This window comes from Escherichia sp. WS33 (assembly GCF_046486385.1).
GTDB lineage: Bacteria > Pseudomonadota > Gammaproteobacteria > Enterobacterales > Enterobacteriaceae > ECMA0423.
The window spans coordinates 42,576-64,523 of record NZ_JBJQLJ010000028.1; the positions used below are offsets into that span (position 1 = coordinate 42,576).

Here is a 21,948-nt window from a genome sequence, read left to right on the forward strand (position 1 = left end):
CCACGAAAACGATTGCTTTTTATCTTCAGATGAATAGAATGCGGCGGATTTTTTGGGTTTCAAACAGCAAAAAGGGGGAATTTCGTGTCGCAAGATAACAACTTTAGCCAGGGGCCAGTCCCGCAGTCGGCGCGGAAAGGGGTATTGGCATTGACGTTCGTCATGCTGGGATTAACCTTCTTTTCCGCCAGTATGTGGACCGGCGGCACTCTCGGAACCGGTCTTAGCTATCATGATTTCTTCCTCGCAGTTCTCATCGGTAATCTTCTCCTCGGTATTTACACTTCATTTCTCGGTTACATTGGCGCAAAAACCGGCCTGACCACTCATCTTCTTGCTCGCTTCTCGTTTGGTGTTAAAGGCTCATGGCTGCCTTCACTGCTACTGGGCGGAACTCAGGTTGGCTGGTTTGGCGTCGGTGTGGCGATGTTTGCCATTCCGGTGGGTAAGGCAACCGGGCTGGATATTAATTTGCTGATTGCCGTTTCCGGTTTACTGATGACCGTCACCGTCTTTTTTGGCATTTCGGCGCTGACGGTTCTTTCGGTGATTGCGGTTCCGGCTATCGCCTGCCTGGGCGGTTATTCCGTGTGGCTGGCTGTTAACGGCATGGGCGGCCTGGACGCATTAAAAGCGGTCGTTCCCGCACAACCGTTAGATTTCAATGTCGCGCTGGCGCTGGTTGTGGGGTCATTTATCAGTGCGGGTACGCTCACCGCTGACTTTGTCCGGTTTGGTCGCAATGCCAAACTGGCGGTGCTGGTGGCGATGGTGGCCTTTTTCCTCGGCAACTCGTTGATGTTTATTTTCGGTGCAGCGGGCGCTGCGGCACTGGGCATGGCGGATATCTCTGATGTGATGATTGCTCAGGGCCTGCTGCTGCCTGCGATTGTGGTGCTGGGGCTGAATATCTGGACCACCAACGATAACGCACTCTATGCGTCGGGTTTAGGTTTCGCCAACATTACCGGTATGTCGAGCAAAACCCTTTCGGTAATCAACGGTATTATCGGTACGGTCTGCGCATTATGGCTGTATAACAATTTTGTCGGCTGGTTGACCTTCCTTTCGGCAGCTATTCCTCCGGTAGGGGGCGTGATCATCGCCGACTATCTGATGAACCGTCGCCGCTATGAGCACTTTGCGACCACGCGTATGATGAGTGTCAATTGGGTGGCGATTCTGGCGGTCGCGCTGGGGATTGCCGCAGGCCACTGGTTACCGGGAATTGTTCCGGTCAACGCGGTATTAGGTGGCGCGCTGAGCTATCTGATCCTTAACCCGATTTTGAATCGTAAAACGACAGCAGCAATGACGCATGTGGAGGTTAACAGTGTCGAATAACGCTTTACAAACAATTATTAACGCCCGGTTACCAGGCAAAGAGGGGCTGTGGCAGATTCATCTGCAGGACGGAAAAATCAGCGCCATTGATGCGCAATCCGGCGTGATGCCCATAACTGAAAACAGCCTGGATGCCGAACAAGGTTTAGTTATACCGCCGTTTGTGGAGCCGCATATTCACCTGGACACCACGCAAACCGCCGGACAACCGAACTGGAATCAGTCCGGCACGCTGTTTGAAGGCATTGAACGCTGGGCCGAGCGCAAAGCGTTATTAACCCATGACGATGTGAAACAACGCGCCTGGCAAACGCTGAAATGGCAGATTGCCAACGGCATTCAGCATGTGCGTACCCATGTCGATGTTTCGGATGCAACGCTAACTGCGCTGAAAGCAATGCTGGAAGTGAAGCAGGAAGTCGCGCCGTGGATTGATCTGCAAATTGTCGCCTTCCCTCAGGAAGGGATTTTGTCGTATCCCAACGGTGAAGCGTTGCTGGAAGAGGCGTTACGCTTAGGGGCAGATGTAGTGGGGGCGATTCCGCATTTTGAATTTACCCGTGAATACGGCGTGGAGTCGCTGCATAAAACCTTCGCCCTGGCGCAAAAATACGACCGTCTCATCGACGTTCACTGTGATGAGATCGATGACGAGCAGTCGCGCTTTGTCGAAACCGTTGCTGCCCTGGCGCACCGTGAAGGCATGGGCGCGCGAGTCACCGCCAGCCACACCACGGCAATGCACTCCTATAACGGGGCGTATACCTCACGCCTGTTCCGCTTGCTGAAAATGTCCGGTATTAACTTTGTCGCCAACCCGCTGGTCAATATTCATCTGCAAGGACGTTTCGATACGTATCCAAAACGTCGCGGCATCACGCGCGTTAAAGAGATGCTGGAGTCCGGCATTAACGTCTGCTTTGGTCACGATGATGTCTTCGATCCGTGGTATCCGCTGGGAACGGCGAATATGCTGCAAGTGCTGCATATGGGGCTGCATGTTTGCCAGTTGATGGGCTACGGGCAGATTAATGATGGCCTGAATTTAATCACCCACCACAGTGCCAGAACATTGAATTTGCAGGATTACGGCATTGCCGCCGGAAACAGCGCAAACCTGATTATCCTGCCGGCTGAAAATGGATTTGATGCGCTGCGCCGTCAGGTTCCGGTACGTTATTCGGTACGTGGCGGCAAGGTGATTGCCAGTACACAACCGGCACAAACCACCGTATATCTGGAGCAGCCAGAAGCCATCGATTACAAACGGTAATTTCCTCTGTGTTGAAGAGCCACTGACCTGTGTCAGTGGCTACCGTGATTCATTCTCGCCAACATCCGCACATTCCTCCAACGCCATGTGCAAAAATGCCTTCGCGGCGGCTGTCTGCCAGCTATTTTTCCGCCGCAACAAAACCGCCGTTCTCTCCAGTAGTGGCGGGGCAAGAGAAATCGCTTTAAGCCCGTCATGTTGTGTGGCAATCGCTGCTGGTAACAATGTGGAAAGGGAAGTGCGGCGAATCAGCTCCAGAACCGCGCTAATTGAGTTCGCCTCAATGACCACCTGTGGATGTAGCCCCGCTTTCTCGCAGTAGTGGTCAATTTGCTCTCTGGTGGCAAATTCCGCGCTGAGCAGGACCAGTTTTTCATCATGCAAGCGACTCAACGCCACCTGTTCACAGGCAGCTAGCGGATGATGTTTCGCCACCACCAACGCTAAACTTTCTGTCAGTAAAGGAATTGCCTCCAGCTCCGGCGAATGCACAGGCGCGAAGGCAATCCCAACGTCCAGCTCGTCGCGACAAAGCAGATCTTCGATTTTCTCCTGCGACATTTCCTGTAGCTGGAGCGTGATGCCGGGGTAGCGCGCATAGAAATCCGCCATTAAAGGGCCGATAAAGTAGCTTGTAAAGGTGGGAGTGACGGCGATACGCAGCGATCCTCGCGTCAGATCGGCAACATCATGAATCGCCCGTTTACCCGCCCCCAGTTCCTGTAACGCCCGGCTGGCGTACTGTCGCCAGACTTCTCCTGCATCAGTGAGACGAATCGTTCGCCCGCTACGGTCAAACAGCGGCACGCCTAAACTCTCCTCTAACTGGCGAATCTGCTGGGAAAGCGCAGGCTGGGAGACGTGCAACGCACTGGCGGCACGGGTAAAGCTGCCATGTTCAGCCACGGCAAGAAAATAGTTGATATGTCGAGAGAGCATTCGCCAACCTATAAGTAAATCCAATAGAACTCATCATAAATGAGACTTTTACCTTATGACAATCGGCGAGTAGTCTGCCTCTCATTCCAGAGACAGACAGAGGTTAACGGTGAAAGAGATTATTGATGGATTCCTTAAATTCCAGCGCGAGGCATTTCCGAAGCGGGAAGCCTTGTTTAAACAGCTGGCGACACAGCAAAGCCCGCGCACACTTTTTATCTCCTGCTCCGACAGCCGTCTGGTCCCTGAGCTGGTGACGCAACGTGAGCCTGGCGATCTGTTCGTTATTCGCAACGCGGGCAATATCGTCCCTTCCTACGGGCCGGAACCCGGTGGCGTTTCTGCTTCGGTGGAGTATGCCGTCGCTGCGCTTCGGGTATCTGACATTGTGATTTGTGGTCATTCCAACTGTGGCGCGATGACCGCCATTGCCAGCTGTCAGTGCATGGACCATATGCCTGCCGTCTCCCACTGGCTGCGTTATGCCGATTCAGCCCGCGTCGTTAATGAGGCGCGCCCGCATTCCGATTTACCGTCAAAAGCTGCGGCGATGGTACGTGAAAACGTCATTGCTCAGTTGGCTAATTTGCAAACTCATCCATCGGTGCGCCTGGCGCTCGAAGAGGGGCGGATCGCCCTGCACGGCTGGGTCTACGACATTGAAAGCGGCAGCATCGCAGCTTTTGACGGCGCAACCCGCCAGTTTGTGCCACTGGCCGCTAATCCTCGCGTTTGTGCCATACCGCTACGCCAACCGACCGCAGCGTAACCTTATTTTTAAACCATCAGGAGATCCACCATGATTCAGTCACAAATTAACCGCAATATTCGTCTTGATCTTGCCGATGCCATTTTGCTCAGCAAAGCTAAAAAAGATCTCTCATTTGCCGAGATTGCCGACGGTACCGGTCTGGCAGAAGCCTTCGTAACCGCGGCTTTGCTGGGGCAGCAAGCGCTTCCTGCCGACGCCGCCCGCCTGGTCGGGGCGAAGCTGGATCTCGACGAAGACGCCATTCTACTGTTGCAGATGATTCCACTGCGTGGCTGCATTGATGACCGTATTCCAACCGACCCAACGATGTATCGTTTCTATGAAATGTTGCAGGTGTACGGCACAACCCTGAAAGCGTTGGTTCATGAGAAGTTTGGCGATGGCATTATCAGCGCGATTAACTTCAAACTCGACGTTAAGAAAGTGGCGGACCCGGAAGGTGGCGAACGTGCGGTCATTACCTTAGATGGTAAATATCTGCCGACCAAGCCGTTCTGACAGCCATGCGCAATCATCAAAAGACGTTCACGATGCTGCTGGTTCTGGTGCTGATTGGTCTTAATATGCGACCACTGCTCACCTCCGTCGGTCCACTGCTACCGCAATTGCGCCAGGCGAGCGGAATGAGCTTTAGCGTGGCTGCCCTGTTGACCGCTCTGCCGGTGGTCACCATGGGCGGGCTGGCGCTGGCCGGAAGCTGGCTTCATCAGCATGTCAGCGAACGTCGCAGCGTCGCCATCAGTCTGTTGCTGATTGCCGTCGGTGCATTGATGCGTGAGCTTTACCCCCAAAGTGTGCTGCTGCTTAGCAGCGCACTGCTTGGTGGGGTGGGGATCGGTATCATTCAGGCGGTGATGCCTTCAGTGATTAAACGGCGGTTTCAGCAACGCACGCCACAGGTGATGGGGCTGTGGTCTGCGGCTCTGATGGGCGGCGGTGGACTTGGTGCCGCCATAACGCCCTGGTTAGTTCAACATAGCGAATCCTGGTATCAAACACTCGCCTGGTGGGCGCTGCCTGCCGTTGTTGCGCTCTTTGCCTGGTGGTGGCAAAGCGCCCGCGAGGTCGCCTCTTCCCACAAGACAACAACCACTCCGGTTCGCGTGGTATTCACTCCCCGCGCGTGGACGCTGGGTGTTTACTTCGGTCTGATTAACGGCGGTTACGCCAGCCTGATTGCCTGGTTACCCGCTTTCTATATTGAGATTGGTGCCAGCGCGCAGTACAGCGGTTCCTTACTGGCATTGATGACGCTTGGGCAAGCCGCAGGAGCTTTGCTGATGCCTGCTATGGCTCGCCATCAGGATCGGCGCAAACTGTTAATGCTGGCGCTGGTGTTACAACTGGTGGGGTTCTGCGGCTTTATCTGGTTGCCGCTGCAATTGCCGGTCTTGTGGGCGATGGTGTGTGGGTTAGGTCTGGGCGGCGCGTTTCCGCTCTGTTTGCTGCTGGCGCTCGATCACTCTGTGCAACCGGCTATTGCTGGCAAGCTGGTGGCGTTTATGCAGGGAATCGGTTTTATCATCGCCGGGCTTGCCCCGTGGTTTTCTGGCGTGCTGCGTAGTATCAGCGGCAATTACCTGATGGACTGGGCATTTCATGCGCTGTGCGTCGTTGGGCTGATGATTATAACCCTGCGTTTTGCACCAGCACGTTTTCCGCAGCTGTGGGTCAAAGAGGCATGATGCGACGCTTGTTCCTGCGCTTTGTTCATGCCGGATACGGCTAATGTAGATCGCTGAACTTGTAGGCCTGATAAGCGCAGCGTATCAGGCAATTTTTATAATTTAAACTGACGATTCAACTTTATAATCTTTGAAATAATATTGCTTATCCCGGTCGTTTATTTCGCGAATAACCCGACAAGGAACGCCAGCCGCCACGACGTTTGGTGGAATGTCTTTTATGACGACACTACCCGCGCCAATAACAGAATTATCCCCGATGGTGACGCCTGGATTAATAACCACATGACTTCCGATCCAGACGTTATTGCCAATCGTTATCGGAAAAGAGTACATCTCACCGTTTTTTCTCAATTCATGGTGTACAGGGTGTCCCGTAACGGAAAGAGTAACATTGGGTGCAATCAATACGTTATCACCGATCGTTACCGTGTAGTCGTCGACAATGGTTAAATTGAAATTTGCATAAAAATTGCGGCCTATATGGATGTTGGAACCGTAAGAGAAATAGACAGGTGGTTCTATCCAGGCGTTTTCCCCTACCGTGGCAAACATTTCTTTAATCAGGCTTTCTCTTTTTTCAACTTCTGATGGATGCGAGTGATTAAACTCATACATTAACGTTTTCCCACGAAGTCTTTTTTCCGGTAAGCCTTCGCACATATCGGTAAATAGCTTGCCTGCTTTTATTCTTTCTGTCATCGACATGTTCATTGCGATCATTCCGTCCTGATATGTTGGTCGGATAAGGCGCTCGCGCCGCATCCGACATTGATTGCTTAAGCGACTTCATTCACCTGACGACGCAGTAGAGAAAGCGGGCCGGGGCCGCTAAGCGTGAACACGGAAATTAAGGTGAAGCCCAGCGCCACCAGACCCAGCACCAGATAAGCGCCCTGGAAACCGATGCTTTCATACATATTACCCGCCAGTACAGACATAAAAATCATCGCCAGTTGCTTAAAGAAGCAGAAACAGACCAGATAAATCGTCGCTGAAAAACGCACTTCAAACTGGCTGGTAATATATTTAAAGCAGCCCACCAGCAGGAACGGTACTTCAAACATATGCAGCGTTTTCAGAATAACCACTTCCAGCGCTGAGGTGGCGAACGATGAGCCAATAATACGTACAGACATAATAGTGCCAGCCAGCAGCAGGGCGTTTTTCCCACCGATGCGATTAATGATCAGTGGCGCAAAGAACATAATCGAGGCGTTAAGTAATTCGCCCATTGTCGTTACGTAGCCAAATACCCGCGTACCCTGTTCACCGGTAGCAAAGAACGAAGTAAAGAAATTAGCAAACTGTTGGTCAAAAACATCGTAGGTGCAGGAAACGCCAATAACATACAGTGACAAAAACCACAGTTTTGGCTGTCTGAACAGTTCCAGCGCCAGCTTAAGGCTAAATGCCGAATGGTTGGCACCTACCGCATTGGCAACCGTGGCGGAAGAGGGCGCATCCGTTTTGGCGAAAAAGAGTAAAACGGCGAGGATGAGTGCACAGCCAGAACCCAGCCAGAAAACAAACTGATTATTGATGGTGAACATGATGCCGACAATCGAGGCACACAGCGCCCAGCCAACACAGCCAAACATCCGCGCGCGACCAAATTCGAAATTACTGCGACGGCTGACTTTCTCAATAAATGCCTCTACTGCTGGCGCACCGGCGTTAAAACAAAAGCCTAGATAAATACCACCAACAATCGATCCTACTAAAATGTTGTATTGTAACAGTGGCCCGAAGATAAAAATAAAGAACGGCGCAAACATCACTAACATGCCGGTAATAATCCACAGCAGGTATTTGCGCAGCCCGAGTTTGTCAGAAAGCAGACCAAACAGCGGTTGGAATAATAGCGAGAACAGAGAAATAGCGGCAAAAATAATACCCGTATCACTTTTGCTGATATGGTTGATGTCATGTAGCCAAATCGGGAAAAACGGGAAGTAGGCTCCCATGATAAAAAAGTAAAAGAAAAAGAATAAACCGAACATCCAAAAGTTTGTGTTTTTTAAATAGTACATAATGGATTTCCTTACGCGAAATACGGGCAGACATGGCCTGCCCGGTTATTATTATTTTTGACACCAGACCAACTGGTAATGGTAGCGACCGGCGCTCAGCTGGAATTCCGCCGACACTGACGGGCTCCAGGAGTCGTCGCCACCAATCCCCATATGGAAACCGTCGATATTCAGCCATGTGCCTTCTTCCGCGTGCAGCAGATGGCGATGGCTGGTTTCCATCAGTTGCTGTTGACTGTAGCGGCTGATGTTGAACTGGAAGTCGCCGCGCCACTGGTGTGGGCCATAATTCAATTCGCGCGTCCCGCAGCGCAGACCGTTTTCGCTCGGGAAGACGTACGGGGTATACATGTCTGACAATGGCAGATCCCAGCGGTCAAAACAGGCCGCAGTAAGGCGGTCGGGATAGTTTTCTTGCGGCCCTAATCCGAGCCAGTTTACCCGCTCTGCGACCTGCGCCAGCTGGCAGGTCAGGCCAATCCGTGCCGGATGCGGTGTATCGCTCGCTACTTCAACATCAACGGTAATCGCCATTTGACCACTACCATCAATCCGGTAGGTTTTCCGGCTGATAAATAAGGTTTTTCCCTGATGCTGCCACGCGTGAGCGGTCGTAATCAGCACCGCGTCGGCAAGTGTATCTGCCGAGCACTGCAACAACGCTGCTTCGGCCTGGTAATGGCCCGCCGCCTTCCAGCGTTCGACCCAGGCGTTAGGGTCAATGCGGGTCGCTTCACTTACGCCAATGTCGTTATCCAGCGGTGCACGGGTGAACTGATCGCGCAGCGGCGTCAGCAGTTGTTTTTCATCGCCAATCCACATCTGTGAAAGAAGGCCTGACTGACGGTTAAATTGCCAACGCTTATTACCCAGCTCGATGCAAAAATCCGTTTCGCTGGTGGTTAGTTGCGGGATGATATGGGACGCGGAGGGGAGCGTCACACTGAGGTTTTCCGCCAGACGCCACTGCTGCCAGGCGCTGATGTGCCCGGCTTCTGACCATGCGGTCGCGTTCGGTTGCACTACGCGTACTGTGAGCCAGAGTTGCCCGGCGCTCTCCGGCTGCGGTAGTTCAGGCAGTTCAATCAACTGTTTACCTTGTGGAGCGACATCCAGAGGCACTTCACCGCTTGCCAGCGGCTTACCATCCAGCGCCACCATCCAGTGCAGGAGCTCGTTATCGCTATGACGGAACAGGTATTCGCTGGTCACTTCGATGGTTTGCCCGGATAAACGGAACTGGAAAAACTGCTGCTGGTGTTTTGCTTCCGTCAGCGCTGGATGCGGCGTGCGGTCGGCAAAGACCAGACCGTTCATACAGAACTGGCGATCGTTCGGCGTATCGCCAAAATCACCGCCGTAAGCCGACCACGGGTTGCCGTTTTCATCATATTTAATCAGCGACTGATCCACCCAGTCCCAGACGAAGCCGCCCTGTAAACGGGGATACTGACGAAACGCCTGCCAGTATTTAGCGAAACCGCCAAGACTGTTACCCATCGCGTGGGCGTATTCGCAAAGGATCAGCGGGCGCGTCTCTCCAGGTAGCGAAAGCCATTTTTTGATGGACCATTTCGGCACAGCCGGGAAGGGCTGGTCTTCATCCACGCGCGCGTACATCGGGCAAATAATATCGGTGGCCGTGGTGTCGGCTCCGCCGCCTTCATACTGCACCGGGCGGGAAGGATCGACAGATTTGATCCAGCGATACAGCGCGTCGTGATTAGCGCCGTGGCCTGATTCATTCCCCAGCGACCAGATGATCACACTCGGGTGATTACGATCGCGCTGCACCATTCGCGTTACGCGTTCGCTCATCGCCGGTAGCCAGCGCGGATCATCGGTCAGACGATTCATTGGCACCATGCCGTGGGTTTCAATATTGGCTTCATCCACCACATACAGGCCGTAGCGGTCGCACAGCGTGTACCACAGCGGATGGTTCGGATAATGCGAACAGCGCACGGCGTTAAAGTTGTTCTGCTTCATCAGCAGGATATCCTGCACCATCGTCTGCTCATCCATGACCTGACCATGCAGAGGATGATGCTCGTGACGGTTAACGCCTCGAATCAGCAACGGCTTGCCGTTCAGCAGCAGCAGACCATTTTCAATCCGCACCTCGCGGAAACCGACATCGCAGGCTTCTGCTTCAATCAGCGTGCCGTCGGCGGTGTGCAGTTCAACCACCGCACGATAGAGATTCGGGATTTCGGCGCTCCACAGTTTCGGGTTTTCGACGTTCAGACGTAGTGTGACGCGATCGGCATAACTACCACGCTCATCGATAATTTCACCGCCGAAAGGCGCGGTGCCGCTGGCGACCTGCGTTTCACCCTGCCATAAAGAAACTGTTACCCGTAGGTAGTCACGCAACTCGCCGCACATCTGAACTTCAGCCTCCAGTACAGCGCGGCTGAAATCATCATTAAAGCGAGTGGCAACATGGAAATCGCTGATTTGTGTAGTCGGTTTATGCAGCAACGAGACGTCACGGAAAATGCCGCTCATCCGCCACATATCCTGATCTTCCAGATAACTGCCGTCACTCCAGCGCAGCACCATCACCGCGAGGCGGTTTTCTCCGGCGCGTAAAAATGCGCTCAGGTCAAATTCAGACGGCAAACGACTGTCCTGACCGTAACCGACCCAGCGACCGTTGCACCACAGATGAAACGCCGAGTTAACGCCATCAAAAATAATTCGCGTCTGGCCTTCCTGTAGCCAGCTTTCATCAACATTAAATGTGAGCGAGTAACAACCCGTCGGATTCTCCGTGGGAACAAACGGCGGATTGACCGTAATGGGATAGGTCACGTTGGTGTAGATGGGCGCATCGTAACCGTGCATCTGCCAGTTTGAGGGGACGACGACAGTATCGGCCTCAGGAAGATCGCACTCCAGCCAGCTTTCCGGCACCGCTTCTGGTGCCGGAAACCAGGCAAAGCGCCATTCGCCATTCAGGCTGCGCAACTGTTGGGAAGGGCGATCGGTGCGGGCCTCTTCGCTATTACGCCAGCTGGCGAAAGGGGGATGTGCTGCAAGGCGATTAAGTTGGGTAACGCCAGGGTTTTCCCAGTCACGACGTTGTAAAACGACGGCCAGTGAATCCGTAATCATGGTCATAGCTGTTTCCTGTGTGAAATTGTTATCCGCTCACAATTTCACACAACATACGAGCCGGAAGCATAAAGTGTAAAGCCTGGGGTGCCTAATGAGTGAGCTAACTCACATTAATTGCGTTGCGCTCACTGCCCGCTTTCCAGTCGGGAAACCTGTCGTGCCAGCTGCATTAATGAATCGGCCAACGCGCGGGGAGAGGCGGTTTGCGTATTGGGCGCCAGGGTGGTTTTTCTTTTCACCAGTGAGACGGGCAACAGCTGATTGCCCTTCACCGCCTGGCCCTGAGAGAGTTGCAGCAAGCGGTCCACGCTGGTTTGCCCCAGCAGGCGAAAATCCTGTTTGATGGTGGTTAACGGCGGGATATAACATGAGCTGTCTTCGGTATCGTCGTATCCCACTACCGAGATATCCGCACCAACGCGCAGTCCGGACTCGGTAATGGCGCGCATTGCGCCCAGCGCCATCTGATCGTTGGCAACCAGCATCGCAGTGGGAACGATGCCCTCATTCAGCATTTGCATGGTTTGTTGAAAACCGGACATGGCACTCCAGTCGCCTTCCCGTTCCGCTATCGGCTGAATTTGATTGCGAGTGAGATATTTATGCCAGCCAGCCAGACGCAGACGCGCCGAGACAGAACTTAATGGGCCCGCTAACAGCGCGATTTGCTGGTGACCCAATGCGACCAGATGCTCCACGCCCAGTCGCGTACCGTCTTCATGGGAGAAAATAATACTGTTGATGGGTGTCTGGTCAGAGACATCAAGAAATAACGCCGGAACATTAGTGCAGGCAGCTTCCACAGCAATGGCATCCTGGTCATCCAGCGGATAGTTAATGATCAGCCCACTGACGCGTTGCGCGAGAAGATTGTGCACCGCCGCTTTACAGGCTTCGACGCCGCTTCGTTCTACCATCGACACCACCACGCTGGCACCCAGTTGATCGGCGCGAGATTTAATCGCCGCGACAATTTGCGACGGCGCGTGCAGGGCCAGACTGGAGGTGGCAACGCCAATCAGCAACGACTGTTTGCCCGCCAGTTGTTGTGCCACGCGGTTGGGAATGTAATTCAGCTCCGCCATCGCCGCTTCCACTTTTTCTCGCGTTTTCGCAGAAACGTGGCTGGCCTGGTTCACCACGCGAGAAACGGTCTGATAAGAGACACCGGCATACTCTGCGACATCGTATAGCGTTACTGGTTTCACATTCACCACCCTGAATTGACTCTCTTCCGGGCGCTATCATGCCATACCACGAAAGGTTTTGCGCCATTCGATGGTGTCAACGTAAATGCACGCCGCTTCGCCGTCCGGCCACCAGAATAGCCTGCGATTCAACCCCTTCTTCGATCTGTTTTGCTACCCGTTGTAGCGCCGGAAGATGCTTTTCCGCTGCCTGTTCAATGGTCATTGCGCTCGCCATATACACCAGATTCAGACAGCCAATCACCCGTTGTTCACTGCGCAGCGGTACGGCGATAGAGGCGATCTTCTCCTCCTGATCCCAGCCGCGGTAGTTCTGTCCGTAACCCTCTTTGCGCGCGCGCGCCAGAATGGCTTGCAGCTTTAACGGTTCTCGTGCCAGTTGATAGTCATCACCGGGGCGGGCGGCTAACATTTCGATTAATTCCTTGCGTTCTTGTTCCGGGCAAAAGGCCAGCCAGGTCAGGCCCGAGGCGGTTTTCAGGAGCGGTAAACGTCGCCCGACCATTGCCCGGTGAAAGGATAAGCGGCTGAAACGGTGGGTGGTTTCGCGTACCACCATTGCATCAACATCCAGCGTGGACACATCTGTCGGCCATACCACTTCGCGCAACAGATCGCCCAGCAGCGGGGCCGCCAGTGCAGAAATCCACTGTTCGTCACGAAATCCTTCGCTTAATTGCCGCACTTTGATGGTCAGACGAAAACTGTCATCGGAGGGGCTACGGCGGACATATCCCTCTTCCTGCAGCGTCTCCAGCAGTCGCCGCACAGTGGTGCGATGCAGGCCGCTGAGTTCCGCCAGCAGCCCGACGCTGGCACCGCCATCAAGTTTATTTAACATATTTAATAACATTAGACCGCGTGTTAAGCCGCGCACGGTTTTGTATTCCGTCTGCTCATTGTTCTGCATATTAATTGACATTTCTATAGTTAAAACAACGTTGTGCACCTGGTGCACATTCGGGCATGTTTTGATTGTAGCCGAAAATACCCTTCCTATACTGAGCGCACAATAAAAAATCATTTACATGTTTTTAACAAAATAAGTTGCGCTGTACTGTGCGCGCAACGGCATTTTGTCCGAGTCGTGAGGTACTGAAATGGCAATACAACACCCTGACATCCAGCCTGCTGTTAACCATAGCGTTCAGGTGGCGATCGCTGGTGCCGGTCCGGTTGGGCTGATGATGGCGAACTATCTCGGTCAGATGGGCATTGACGTGCTGGTGGTGGAGAAACTCGATAAGTTGATCGACTACCCGCGTGCGATTGGTATTGATGACGAGGCGCTGCGCACCATGCAGTCGGTCGGCCTGGTCGAGAATGTTCTGCCGCACACTACACCGTGGCACGCGATGCGTTTTCTCACCCCAAAAGGCCGCTGTTTTGCTGATATTCAGCCAATGACCGATGAATTTGGCTGGCCGCGCCGTAACGCCTTTATTCAGCCACAGGTCGATGCGGTGATGCTGGAAGGGTTGTCGCGTTTTCCGAATGTGCGCTGCTTGTTTGCCCGCGAGCTGGAGGCCTTCAGCCAGCAAAATGACGAAGTGACCTTGCACCTGAAAACGGCAGAAGGGCAGCGGGAAACGGTCAAAGCCCAGTGGCTGGTAGCCTGTGACGGTGGAGCAAGTTTTGTCCGTCGCACTCTGAATGTGCCGTTTGAAGGTAAAACTGCGCCAAATCAGTGGATTGTGGTAGATATCGCCAACGATCCGTTAAGTACGCCGCATATCTATTTGTGTTGCGATCCGGTGCGCCCGTATGTTTCTGCCGCGCTGCCTCATGCGGTACGTCGCTTTGAATTTATGGTGATGCCGGGAGAAACCGAAGAGCAGCTGCGTGAGCCGCAAAATATGCGCAAGCTGTTAAGCAAAGTGCTGCCTAATCCGGACAATGTTGAATTGATTCGCCAGCGTGTCTACACCCACAACGCGCGACTGGCGCAACGTTTCCGTATTGATCGCGTACTGCTGGCGGGCGATGCCGCGCACATCATGCCGGTGTGGCAGGGGCAGGGCTATAACAGTGGTATGCGCGACGCCTTTAACCTCGCCTGGAAACTGGCGTTGGTTATCCAGGGGAAAGCCCGCGATGCGCTGCTCGATACCTATCAACAAGAACGTCGCGATCACGCCAAAGCGATGATTGACCTGTCCGTGACGGCGGGCAACGTGCTGGCTCCGCCGAAACGCTGGCAGGGTACGTTACGTGACGGCGTTTCCTGGCTGTTGAATTATCTGCCGCCAGTAAAACGCTATTTCCTCGAAATGCGCTTCAAGCCGATGCCGCAATATTACGGCGGTGCGCTGGTGCGTGAGGGCGAAGCGAAGCACTCTCCGGTCGGCAAGATGTTTATTCAGCCGAAAGTCACGCTGGAAAACGGTGACGTGACGCTGCTCGATAACGCGATTGGCGCGAACTTCGCGGTAATTGGCTGGGGATGCAATCCACTGTGGGGGATGAGCGACGAGCAAATCCAGCAGTGGCGCGCGTTGGGCACACGCTTCATTCAGGTGGTGCCGGAAGTGCAAATTCATACCGCACAGGATAACCACGACGGCGTGCTACGCGTGGGCGATACGCAAGGTCGTCTGCGTAGCTGGTTCGCGCAACACAATGCTTCGCTGGTGGTGATGCGCCCGGATCGCTTTGTTGCCGCCACCGCCATTCCGCAAACCCTGGGCAAGACCCTGAATAAACTGGCGTCGGTGATGACGCTGACCCGCCCTGATGCCGACGTTTCTGTCGAAAAGGTAGCCTGATATGCACGCTTATCTTCACTGTCTTTCCCACTCGCCGCTGGTGGGGTATGTCGACCCGGCGCAAGAGGTGCTCGATGAGGTCAATGGCGTGATTGCCAGCGCCCGCGAGCGTATTGCGGCTTTCTCCCCTGAACTGGTGGTGCTGTTTGCGCCTGATCACTACAACGGCTTTTTCTATGACGTGATGCCACCGTTCTGTTTAGGCGTTGGAGCGACGGCAATTGGTGATTTCGGCAGTGCGGCAGGAGAGCTGCCCGTGCCTGTGGAGCTGGCGGAGGCCTGTGCGCATGCCGTCATGAAGAGCGGGATCGATCTTGCCGTTTCTTACTGTATGCAGGTGGACCACGGGTTCGCCCAGCCACTGGAGTTCCTGCTCGGCGGGCTGGATAAGGTGCCAGTTCTGCCTGTGTTCATCAACGGTGTCGCCACGCCGCTGCCCGGTTTCCAGCGTACCCGCATGTTGGGTGAAGCCATTGGACGTTTCACCAGCACTCTCAATAAACGCGTGCTGTTCCTGGGTTCCGGTGGGCTTTCCCATCAGCCGCCGGTGCCCGAACTGGCGAAAGCCGATGCCCATATGCGCGACCGTCTGTTGGGGAGCGGGAAAGATTTACCCGCCAGTGAGCGCGAATTGCGTCAGCAACGGGTGATTAGCGCCGCTGAGAAGTTTGTTGAGGATCAGAGAACTCTGCATCCGCTCAACCCGATTTGGGATAACCAGTTCATGACTTTGCTGGAGCAGGGACGCATACAGGAACTGGATGCCGTCAGTAACGAAGAGCTTTCCGCCATTGCCGGAAAGTCGACACATGAAATCAAAACCTGGGTCGCCGCTTTTGCCGCTATTTCTACATTTGGCAACTGGCGTAGCGAAGGGCGTTATTACCGCCCAATCCCGGAGTGGATTGCCGGATTTGGCTCGTTAAGCGCCAGAACAGAGAACTGAATATGCAGGAGAAGATGATGAGTTATCAGCCACAAACCGAAGCCGCCACCAGCCGTTTTCTGAATGTAGAAGAAGCGGGTAAAACGCTGCGCATCCATTTTAATGACTGCGGACAAGGCGACGAAACCGTTGTCCTGCTGCACGGTTCCGGCCCGGGTGCTACTGGCTGGGCGAACTTCAGCCGCAATATCGATCCGCTGGTAGAGGCGGGCTATCGGGTGATCCTGCTGGATTGTCCGGGTTGGGGCAAAAGCGATTCGATCGTTAATAGTGGTTCACGATCGGATCTTAATGCACGAATCCTGAAAAGCGTGGTGGATCAACTGGATATCGCCAAAATCCACCTGCTGGGCAACTCGATGGGCGGCCATAGTTCTGTGGCGTTCACCCTTAACTGGCCGGAGCGCGTCGGCAAACTGGTGCTGATGGGCGGCGGTACGGGCGGCATGAGTTTGTTTACGCCGATGCCAACCGAAGGTATTAAGCGACTGAATCAGCTTTATCGTCAGCCGACTATCGAAAACCTGAAGCTGATGATGGATATCTTCGTTTTCGATACCAGCGATTTGACCGACGCCCTGTTTGAAGCGCGCCTGAATAATATGCTGTCGCGCCGCGATCACCTGGAAAACTTCGTTAAGAGCCTGGAAGCTAATCCGAAACAGTTCCCGGATTTTGGCCCACGTCTGGCGGAAATCAAAGCGCAAACCCTGATTGTCTGGGGGCGCAACGACCGCTTTGTGCCGATGGATGCGGGTCTGCGTCTGCTGTCCGGCATTGCCGGTTCTGAACTGCATATCTTCCGCGACTGTGGTCACTGGGCGCAGTGGGAACATGCCGACGCTTTCAATCAATTGGTGCTGAATTTCCTCGCACGCCCTTAAGGAATGGTCATGACGAAGCATACTCTTGAGCAACTGGCGGCGGATTTACGCCGCGCCGCAGAGCAGGGCGAAGCGATTGCGCCGCTGCGCGATCTGATTGGTATCGATAACGCTGAAGCGGCCTACGCCATTCAGCACATAAATGTGCAATATGACGTTGCGCAGGGGCGTCGCGTGGTAGGGCGTAAAGTGGGCCTGACGCATCCGAAAGTGCAGCAACAACTGGGCGTTGATCAACCGGATTTCGGGACATTATTTGCCGACATGTGTTATGGCGATAACGAAATCATTCCTTTTTCCCGTGTTCTGCAACCCCGCATTGAAGCGGAGATCGCACTGGTGTTGAACCGCGATTTGCCCGCAACCGATATCACCTTCGACGAATTGTATAACGCCATTGAATGGGTACTTCCGGCGCTGGAGGTGGTGGGTAGCCGCATTCGCGACTGGTCGATTCAGTTTGTCGATACCGTGGCAGATAACGCTTCCTGCGGGGTGTATGTCATCGGCGGTCCGGCGCAACGTCCGGCGGGGTTAGACCTGAAAAACTGCGCCATGAAGATGACGCGTAATAACGAAGAGGTTTCCAGCGGGCGCGGCAGCGAATGCCTGGGACATCCGCTTAATGCCGCCGTCTGGCTGGCACGCAAAATGGCCAGCCTGGGTGAACCGCTGCGCGCCGGAGATATCATTCTTACCGGGGCATTAGGTCCGATGGTGGCAGTGAATGCGGGCGATCGTTTTGAAGCCCATATTGAAGGCATAGGTTCAGTTGCTGCGACATTTTCAAGCGCAGCCCCAAAAGGAAGTCTGTCATGAGTAAGCGTAAAGTCGCCATTATCGGTTCTGGCAACATTGGCACCGATCTGATGATTAAAATTTTGCGTCACGGTCAGCATCTGGAGATGGCGGTGATGGTCGGCATTGATCCTCAGTCCGACGGTCTGGCGCGTGCCAGACGTATGGGCGTCGCCACCACCCATGAAGGGGTGATCGGGCTGATGAACATGCCTGAATTTGCTGATATCGACATTGTATTTGATGCGACCAGCGCGGGCGCGCATGTGAAAAACGATGCCGCTTTACGCGAAGCGAAACCGGATATTCGCTTAATTGACCTGACGCCTGCTGCCATCGGCCCTTACTGCGTGCCGGTGGTTAACCTCGAGGCGAACGTCGATCAACTGAACGTCAACATGGTCACCTGCGGCGGCCAGGCCACCATTCCAATGGTGGCGGCAGTTTCACGCGTGGCGCGTGTTCATTACGCCGAAATTATCGCTTCTATCGCCAGTAAATCTGCCGGACCTGGCACGCGTGCCAATATCGATGAATTTACGGAAACCACTTCCCGAGCCATTGAAGTGGTGGGCGGCGCGGCAAAAGGGAAGGCGATTATTGTGCTTAACCCAGCAGAGCCACCGTTGATGATGCGTGACACGGTGTATGTATTGAGCGACGAAGCTTCACAAGATGATATCGAAGCCTCAATCAATGAAATGGCTGAGGCGGTGCAGGCTTACGTACCGGGTTATCGCCTGAAACAGCGCGTGCAGTTTGAAGTTATCCCGCAGGATAAACCGGTCAATTTACCGGGCGTGGGGCAATTCTCCGGACTGAAAACAGCGGTCTGGCTGGAAGTCGAAGGCGCAGCGCATTATCTGCCTGCCTATGCGGGCAACCTCGACATTATGACTTCCAGTGCGCTGGCGACAGCGGAAAAAATGGCCCAGTCACTGGCGCGCAAGGCAGGAGAAGCGGCATGAACGGTAAAAAACTTTATATCTCGGACGTCACGTTGCGTGACGGTATGCACGCCATTCGTCATCAGTATTCGCTGGAAAACGTTCGCCAGATTGCCAAAGCACTGGACGATGCCCGCGTGGATTCGATTGAAGTGGCCCATGGCGACGGTTTGCAGGGTTCCAGCTTTAACTATGGTTTCGGCGCACATAGCGACCTTGAATGGATTGAAGCAGCGGCGGATGTGGTGAAGCACGCCAAAATCGCGACGTTGTTGCTGCCAGGAATCGGCACTATTCACGATCTGAAAAATGCCTGGCAGGCTGGCGCGCGGGTGGTTCGTGTGGCAACGCACTGTACCGAAGCTGATGTTTCCGCCCAGCATATTCAGTATGCCCGCGAGCTCGGAATGGACACCGTTGGTTTTCTGATGATGAGCCATATGACCACGCCGGAGAATCTCGCAAAGCAGGCAAAGCTGATGGAAGGCTACGGTGCGACCTGTATTTATGTGGTGGATTCTGGCGGTGCGATGAACATGAGCGATATCCGTGACCGTTTCCGCGCCCTGAAAGCAGAGCTGAAACCAGAAACGCAAACTGGCATGCACGCTCACCATAACCTGAGTCTTGGCGTGGCGAACTCTATCGCGGCGGTGGAAGAGGGCTGCGACCGAATCGACGCCAGCCTCGCGGGAATGGGCGCGGGCGCAGGTAACGCACCGCTGGAAGTGTTTATTGCCGCCGCGGATAAACTGGGCTGGCAGCATGGGACCGATCTCTATGCGTTAATGGATGCCGCCGACGACCTGGTGCGTCCGTTGCAGGATCGACCGGTACGAGTCGATCGCGAAACGCTGGCGCTGGGATACGCTGGTGTTTACTCGAGCTTCCTGCGTCACTGTGAAACGGCGGCGGCGCGTTATGGCTTAAGTGCGGTGGATATTCTCGTTGAGCTGGGCAAACGCCGGATGGTTGGCGGCCAGGAGGATATGATCGTTGACGTGGCGCTGGATCTGCGCAACAACAAATAATGATGACTGCCGAGAACGTGCATTTTGTATGCCCATCCCAGCACGACTGCCGGATGCGGCGTGAACGCCTTATCCGGCCTACATTTCGCCCGTAGGCAGTCATTAAATAGTTCTGATTACGCGGCTGGCAATGTATCAGTCGCGATTCACCTGCACTCGCAATGAGGTTCATCTTATGTCGACTCGTACCCCTTCATCATCTTCATCCCGCCTGATGCTGACCATCGGGCTTTGTTTTTTGGTCGCTCTGATGGAAGGGCTGGATCTTCAGGCGGCTGGCATTGCGGCGGGTGGCATCGCCCAGGCTTTCGCACTCGATAAAATGCAAATGGGCTGGATATTTAGCGCCGGAATACTCGGTTTGCTCCCCGGCGCGTTGGTTGGCGGGATGCTGGCAGACCGTTATGGTCGTAAGCGTATTTTGATTGGCTCAGTTGCGCTGTTTGGTTTGTTCTCACTGGCAACGGCGATTGCCTGGGATTTCCCCTCACTGGTCTTTGCGCGGCTGATGACCGGTGTCGGGCTGGGGGCGGCGTTGCCGAATCTTATCGCTCTGACGTCTGAAGCCGCGGGTCCACGTTTTCGTGGGACGGCAGTGAGCCTGATGTATTGCGGTGTTCCCATTGGCGCGGCGCTGGCGGCGACACTGGGTTTCGCGGGGGCAAACTTAGCATGGCAAACGGTGTTTTGGGTAGGTGGTGTGGTGCCGTTGATTCTGGTGCCGCTATTAATGCGCTGGCTGCCGGAGTCAGCGGTTTTCGCTGGCGAAAAACAGGCTGCGCCACCACTGCGTGCCTTATTTGCGCCAGAAACGGCAACCGCGACGCTGCTGCTGTGGTTGTGTTATTTCTTCACTCTGCTGGTGGTTTATATGTTGATCAACTGGCTACCGCTACTTTTGGTGGAGCAAGGATTCCAGCCATCGCAGGCGGCAGGGGTGATGTTTGCCCTGCAAATGGGGGCGGCAAGCGGGACGTTAATGTTGGGCGCATTGATGGATAAGCTGCGTCCAGTAACCATGTCGCTACTGATTTATAGCGGCATGTTAGCTTCGCTGCTGGCGCTTGGAACGGTGTCGTCATTTAACGGTATGTTGCTGGCGGGATTTGTCGCGGGGTTGTTTGCGACAGGTGGGCAAAGCGTTTTGTATGCCCTGGCACCGTTGTTTTACAGTTCGCAGATCCGCGCAACAGGTGTGGGAACAGCCGTGGCGGTAGGGCGTCTGGGGGCTATGAGCGGTCCGTTACTGGCCGGGAAAATGCTGGCATTAGGCACTGGCACGGTCGGCGTAATGGCCGCTTCTGCACCGGGTATTCTTGTTGCTGGGTTGGCGGTGTTTATTTTGATGAGCCGGAGATCAAGAATGCAGCCGTGTGCCGATGCCTGACGCGCCTTATTAAGCAGGGGCGAAAGGGACTTGCCCCCAATACACCCACGGCGTTTACAGGTATACTCGCTAAAAATTATTCAGCGGGTTTGGAAACAAAGATGGCAAAACTTACCTTACAAGAGCAGTTGCTCAAAGCAGGATTAGTCACCAGCAAAAAAGCGGCGAAGGTCGAGAGAACGGCGAAAAAATCGCGCGTTCAGGCGCGTGAAGCTCGGGCTGCGGTAGAAGAAAATAAAAAGGCACAGCTTGAGCGTGATAAACAGCTTAGCGAACAGCAAAAACAAGCGGCGTTGGCGAAAGAATATAAAGCCCAGGTGAAGCAGCTCATTGAAATGAACCGAATCACCATTGCCAATGGCGATATTGGTTTTAACTTCACTGACGGCAATCTGATTAAGAAGATTTTTGTCGATAAGCTCACACAGGCGCAGTTGATTAATGGTCGTCTGGCGATTGCCCGCTTGTTGGTCGATAACAATAGCGAAGGTGAATACACCATTATTCCCGCCAGTGTTGCCGATAAAATTGCTCAGCGTGATGCCAGCAGTATTGTGTTGCACAGCGCGCTCAGTGCCGAAGAGCAGGATGAAGACGATCCGTATGCCGACTTCAAAGTGCCTGATGATTTGATGTGGTAAACATAGATAAGTCGTGCGCCATGCCTGATGCGACGCTTTGCGCGTCTTATCAGGCCTTGTATTATCCCTCCAGTGCAGAGAAAATCGGCCAGTTTTCTCTGCCTGCAGTCCGCATGCCGTATCGGGCCTTGGGTTCTAACCTGTTGCGTAGATTTATGCAGCGGACTGCCTT

General features: G+C 54.2%; 19 protein-coding genes. 13 read left to right on the plus strand and 6 right to left on the minus strand.

Annotation, left to right across the window (positions count from 1 at the left end):
- Nucleotides 1–84 precede the first annotated feature (84 nt).
- Both codB and codA read left to right on the plus strand, forming a co-directional pair.
- Nucleotides 85–1,344, plus strand: coding sequence for a cytosine permease (gene codB, locus ACJHXA_RS19260; protein ID WP_000076236.1), 1,260 nt, complete (start codon nt 85–87; stop codon nt 1,342–1,344).
- Nucleotides 1,334–2,617, plus strand: coding sequence for a cytosine/isoguanine deaminase (gene codA, locus ACJHXA_RS19265; RefSeq protein ID WP_001299008.1), 1,284 nt, complete (start codon nt 1,334–1,336; stop codon nt 2,615–2,617). Before codB ends, codA begins: the two co-directional genes overlap by 11 nt.
- A 39-nt stretch (nt 2,618–2,656) precedes the next feature.
- Here the strand turns inward: codA and cynR are convergent, their stop codons facing one another.
- Complete coding sequence (cynR, locus tag ACJHXA_RS19270; protein ID WP_000952482.1) at nt 2,657–3,556, minus strand: transcriptional regulator CynR; 900 nt, start codon at nt 3,554–3,556, stop codon at nt 2,657–2,659.
- A gap of 109 nt (nt 3,557–3,665) precedes the next feature.
- On the opposite strand from cynR, the gene cynT reads away from it, so the two are divergent.
- The 3 genes from cynT to cynX are packed head-to-tail and all read left to right on the plus strand — an operon-like array spanning nt 3,666 to nt 6,013.
- Entirely contained in the window at nt 3,666–4,325 is a 660-nt protein-coding gene (cynT, locus tag ACJHXA_RS19275; protein WP_000658652.1) for a carbonic anhydrase CynT, read from the plus strand.
- Nucleotides 4,326–4,355: 30 nt separating this feature from the next.
- A complete protein-coding gene (cynS, locus tag ACJHXA_RS19280; RefSeq protein ID WP_000616241.1) occupies nt 4,356–4,826 on the plus strand; it encodes a cyanase in 471 nt (156 codons plus the stop codon).
- Between the two features lie 5 nt (nt 4,827–4,831).
- Nucleotides 4,832–6,013, plus strand: a complete 1,182-nt coding sequence (gene cynX, locus ACJHXA_RS19285) for a cyanate transporter CynX (protein WP_001315292.1) — start codon at nt 4,832–4,834, stop codon at nt 6,011–6,013.
- A gap of 102 nt (nt 6,014–6,115) precedes the next feature.
- Here cynX and lacA read toward each other — a convergent pair whose 3' ends face one another.
- The 5 genes from lacA to ACJHXA_RS19310 form a co-directional block, all read right to left on the minus strand.
- Nucleotides 6,116–6,727, minus strand: a complete 612-nt coding sequence (gene lacA / locus ACJHXA_RS19290) for a galactoside O-acetyltransferase (protein ID WP_001315293.1) — start codon at nt 6,725–6,727, stop codon at nt 6,116–6,118.
- Nucleotides 6,728–6,792: 65 nt separating this feature from the next.
- Nucleotides 6,793–8,046 carry a lactose permease gene (gene lacY, locus ACJHXA_RS19295; RefSeq protein ID WP_000291549.1) on the minus strand — a complete coding sequence of 418 codons (1,254 nt, stop codon included), beginning with the start codon at nt 8,044–8,046 and terminating at the stop codon, nt 6,793–6,795.
- 51 nt (nt 8,047–8,097) lie between these two features.
- Nucleotides 8,098–11,172, minus strand: coding sequence for a beta-galactosidase (gene lacZ, locus ACJHXA_RS19300; RefSeq protein WP_000177918.1), 3,075 nt, complete (start codon nt 11,170–11,172; stop codon nt 8,098–8,100).
- A gap of 122 nt (nt 11,173–11,294) precedes the next feature.
- Nucleotides 11,295–12,377 carry a DNA-binding transcriptional repressor LacI gene (gene lacI, locus ACJHXA_RS19305; protein ID WP_000805902.1) on the minus strand — a complete coding sequence of 361 codons (1,083 nt, stop codon included), beginning with the start codon at nt 12,375–12,377 and terminating at the stop codon, nt 11,295–11,297.
- Between the two features lie 76 nt (nt 12,378–12,453).
- Complete coding sequence (locus tag ACJHXA_RS19310) at nt 12,454–13,287, minus strand: DNA-binding transcriptional regulator (RefSeq protein ID WP_001306931.1); 834 nt, start codon at nt 13,285–13,287, stop codon at nt 12,454–12,456.
- A gap of 190 nt (nt 13,288–13,477) precedes the next feature.
- Here ACJHXA_RS19310 and ACJHXA_RS19315 point away from each other — a divergent pair, with 190 nt between their 5' ends.
- The 8 genes from ACJHXA_RS19315 (at nt 13,478) to ACJHXA_RS19350 (ending at nt 21,776) form a co-directional block, all read left to right on the plus strand.
- The gene (locus ACJHXA_RS19315) at nt 13,478–15,142 is read left to right on the plus strand and encodes a bifunctional 3-(3-hydroxy-phenyl)propionate/3-hydroxycinnamic acid hydroxylase (protein WP_001007448.1); all 1,665 of its coding nucleotides are present in this window, start codon (nt 13,478–13,480) and stop codon (nt 15,140–15,142) included.
- A 1-nt stretch (nt 15,143) separates the two neighbouring features.
- Nucleotides 15,144–16,088 carry a 2,3-dihydroxyphenylpropionate/2,3-dihydroxicinnamic acid 1,2-dioxygenase gene (mhpB, locus tag ACJHXA_RS19320; protein ID WP_000543459.1) on the plus strand — a complete coding sequence of 315 codons (945 nt, stop codon included), beginning with the start codon at nt 15,144–15,146 and terminating at the stop codon, nt 16,086–16,088.
- Between the two features lie 17 nt (nt 16,089–16,105).
- Nucleotides 16,106–16,972: a 2-hydroxy-6-oxonona-2,4-dienedioate hydrolase gene (gene mhpC, locus ACJHXA_RS19325; RefSeq protein WP_000121898.1), complete on the plus strand. Its 867-nt coding sequence runs from the start codon at nt 16,106–16,108 to the stop codon at nt 16,970–16,972.
- A 9-nt stretch (nt 16,973–16,981) separates the two neighbouring features.
- On the plus strand, nt 16,982–17,791 hold the full coding sequence (gene mhpD / locus ACJHXA_RS19330) for a 2-keto-4-pentenoate hydratase (RefSeq protein ID WP_000160724.1): 810 nt from the start codon (nt 16,982–16,984) through the stop codon (nt 17,789–17,791).
- Nucleotides 17,788–18,738, plus strand: a complete 951-nt coding sequence (gene mhpF / locus ACJHXA_RS19335) for an acetaldehyde dehydrogenase (protein ID WP_000044314.1) — start codon at nt 17,788–17,790, stop codon at nt 18,736–18,738. The genes mhpD and mhpF overlap by 4 nt, the downstream gene beginning before the upstream one ends.
- Nucleotides 18,735–19,748 carry a 4-hydroxy-2-oxovalerate aldolase gene (mhpE, locus tag ACJHXA_RS19340; protein ID WP_001013499.1) on the plus strand — a complete coding sequence of 338 codons (1,014 nt, stop codon included), beginning with the start codon at nt 18,735–18,737 and terminating at the stop codon, nt 19,746–19,748. Before mhpF ends, mhpE begins: the two co-directional genes overlap by 4 nt.
- A 175-nt stretch (nt 19,749–19,923) precedes the next feature.
- Entirely contained in the window at nt 19,924–21,135 is a 1,212-nt protein-coding gene (mhpT, locus tag ACJHXA_RS19345) for a 3-(3-hydroxy-phenyl)propionate transporter MhpT (RefSeq protein WP_000107624.1), read from the plus strand.
- Nucleotides 21,136–21,236: 101 nt separating this feature from the next.
- Nucleotides 21,237–21,776, plus strand: coding sequence for a DUF2058 domain-containing protein (locus tag ACJHXA_RS19350; RefSeq protein ID WP_001096707.1), 540 nt, complete (start codon nt 21,237–21,239; stop codon nt 21,774–21,776).
- Nucleotides 21,777–21,948: the final 172 nt, after the last annotated feature.

Coding starts and splice junctions, on each gene's coding strand:
- cynR (WP_000952482.1), bottom strand. CDS start 3,556: ATGCTCTCTCGACATATCAACTATTTTCTTGCCGTGGCTGAACATGGC.
- cynS (WP_000616241.1), top strand. CDS start 4,356: ATGATTCAGTCACAAATTAACCGCAATATTCGTCTTGATCTTGCCGAT.
- cynX (WP_001315292.1), top strand. CDS start 4,832: ATGCGCAATCATCAAAAGACGTTCACGATGCTGCTGGTTCTGGTGCTG.
- lacA (WP_001315293.1), bottom strand. CDS start 6,727: ATGAACATGTCGATGACAGAAAGAATAAAAGCAGGCAAGCTATTTACC.
- lacY (WP_000291549.1), bottom strand. CDS start 8,046: ATGTACTATTTAAAAAACACAAACTTTTGGATGTTCGGTTTATTCTTT.
- lacZ (WP_000177918.1), bottom strand. CDS start 11,172: ATGACCATGATTACGGATTCACTGGCCGTCGTTTTACAACGTCGTGAC.
- ACJHXA_RS19310 (WP_001306931.1), bottom strand. CDS start 13,287: ATGCAGAACAATGAGCAGACGGAATACAAAACCGTGCGCGGCTTAACA.
- ACJHXA_RS19315 (WP_001007448.1), top strand. CDS start 13,478: ATGGCAATACAACACCCTGACATCCAGCCTGCTGTTAACCATAGCGTT.
- mhpB (WP_000543459.1), top strand. CDS start 15,144: ATGCACGCTTATCTTCACTGTCTTTCCCACTCGCCGCTGGTGGGGTAT.
- mhpC (WP_000121898.1), top strand. CDS start 16,106: ATGAGTTATCAGCCACAAACCGAAGCCGCCACCAGCCGTTTTCTGAAT.
- mhpD (WP_000160724.1), top strand. CDS start 16,982: ATGACGAAGCATACTCTTGAGCAACTGGCGGCGGATTTACGCCGCGCC.
- mhpF (WP_000044314.1), top strand. CDS start 17,788: ATGAGTAAGCGTAAAGTCGCCATTATCGGTTCTGGCAACATTGGCACC.
- mhpE (WP_001013499.1), top strand. CDS start 18,735: ATGAACGGTAAAAAACTTTATATCTCGGACGTCACGTTGCGTGACGGT.
- mhpT (WP_000107624.1), top strand. CDS start 19,924: ATGTCGACTCGTACCCCTTCATCATCTTCATCCCGCCTGATGCTGACC.
- ACJHXA_RS19350 (WP_001096707.1), top strand. CDS start 21,237: ATGGCAAAACTTACCTTACAAGAGCAGTTGCTCAAAGCAGGATTAGTC.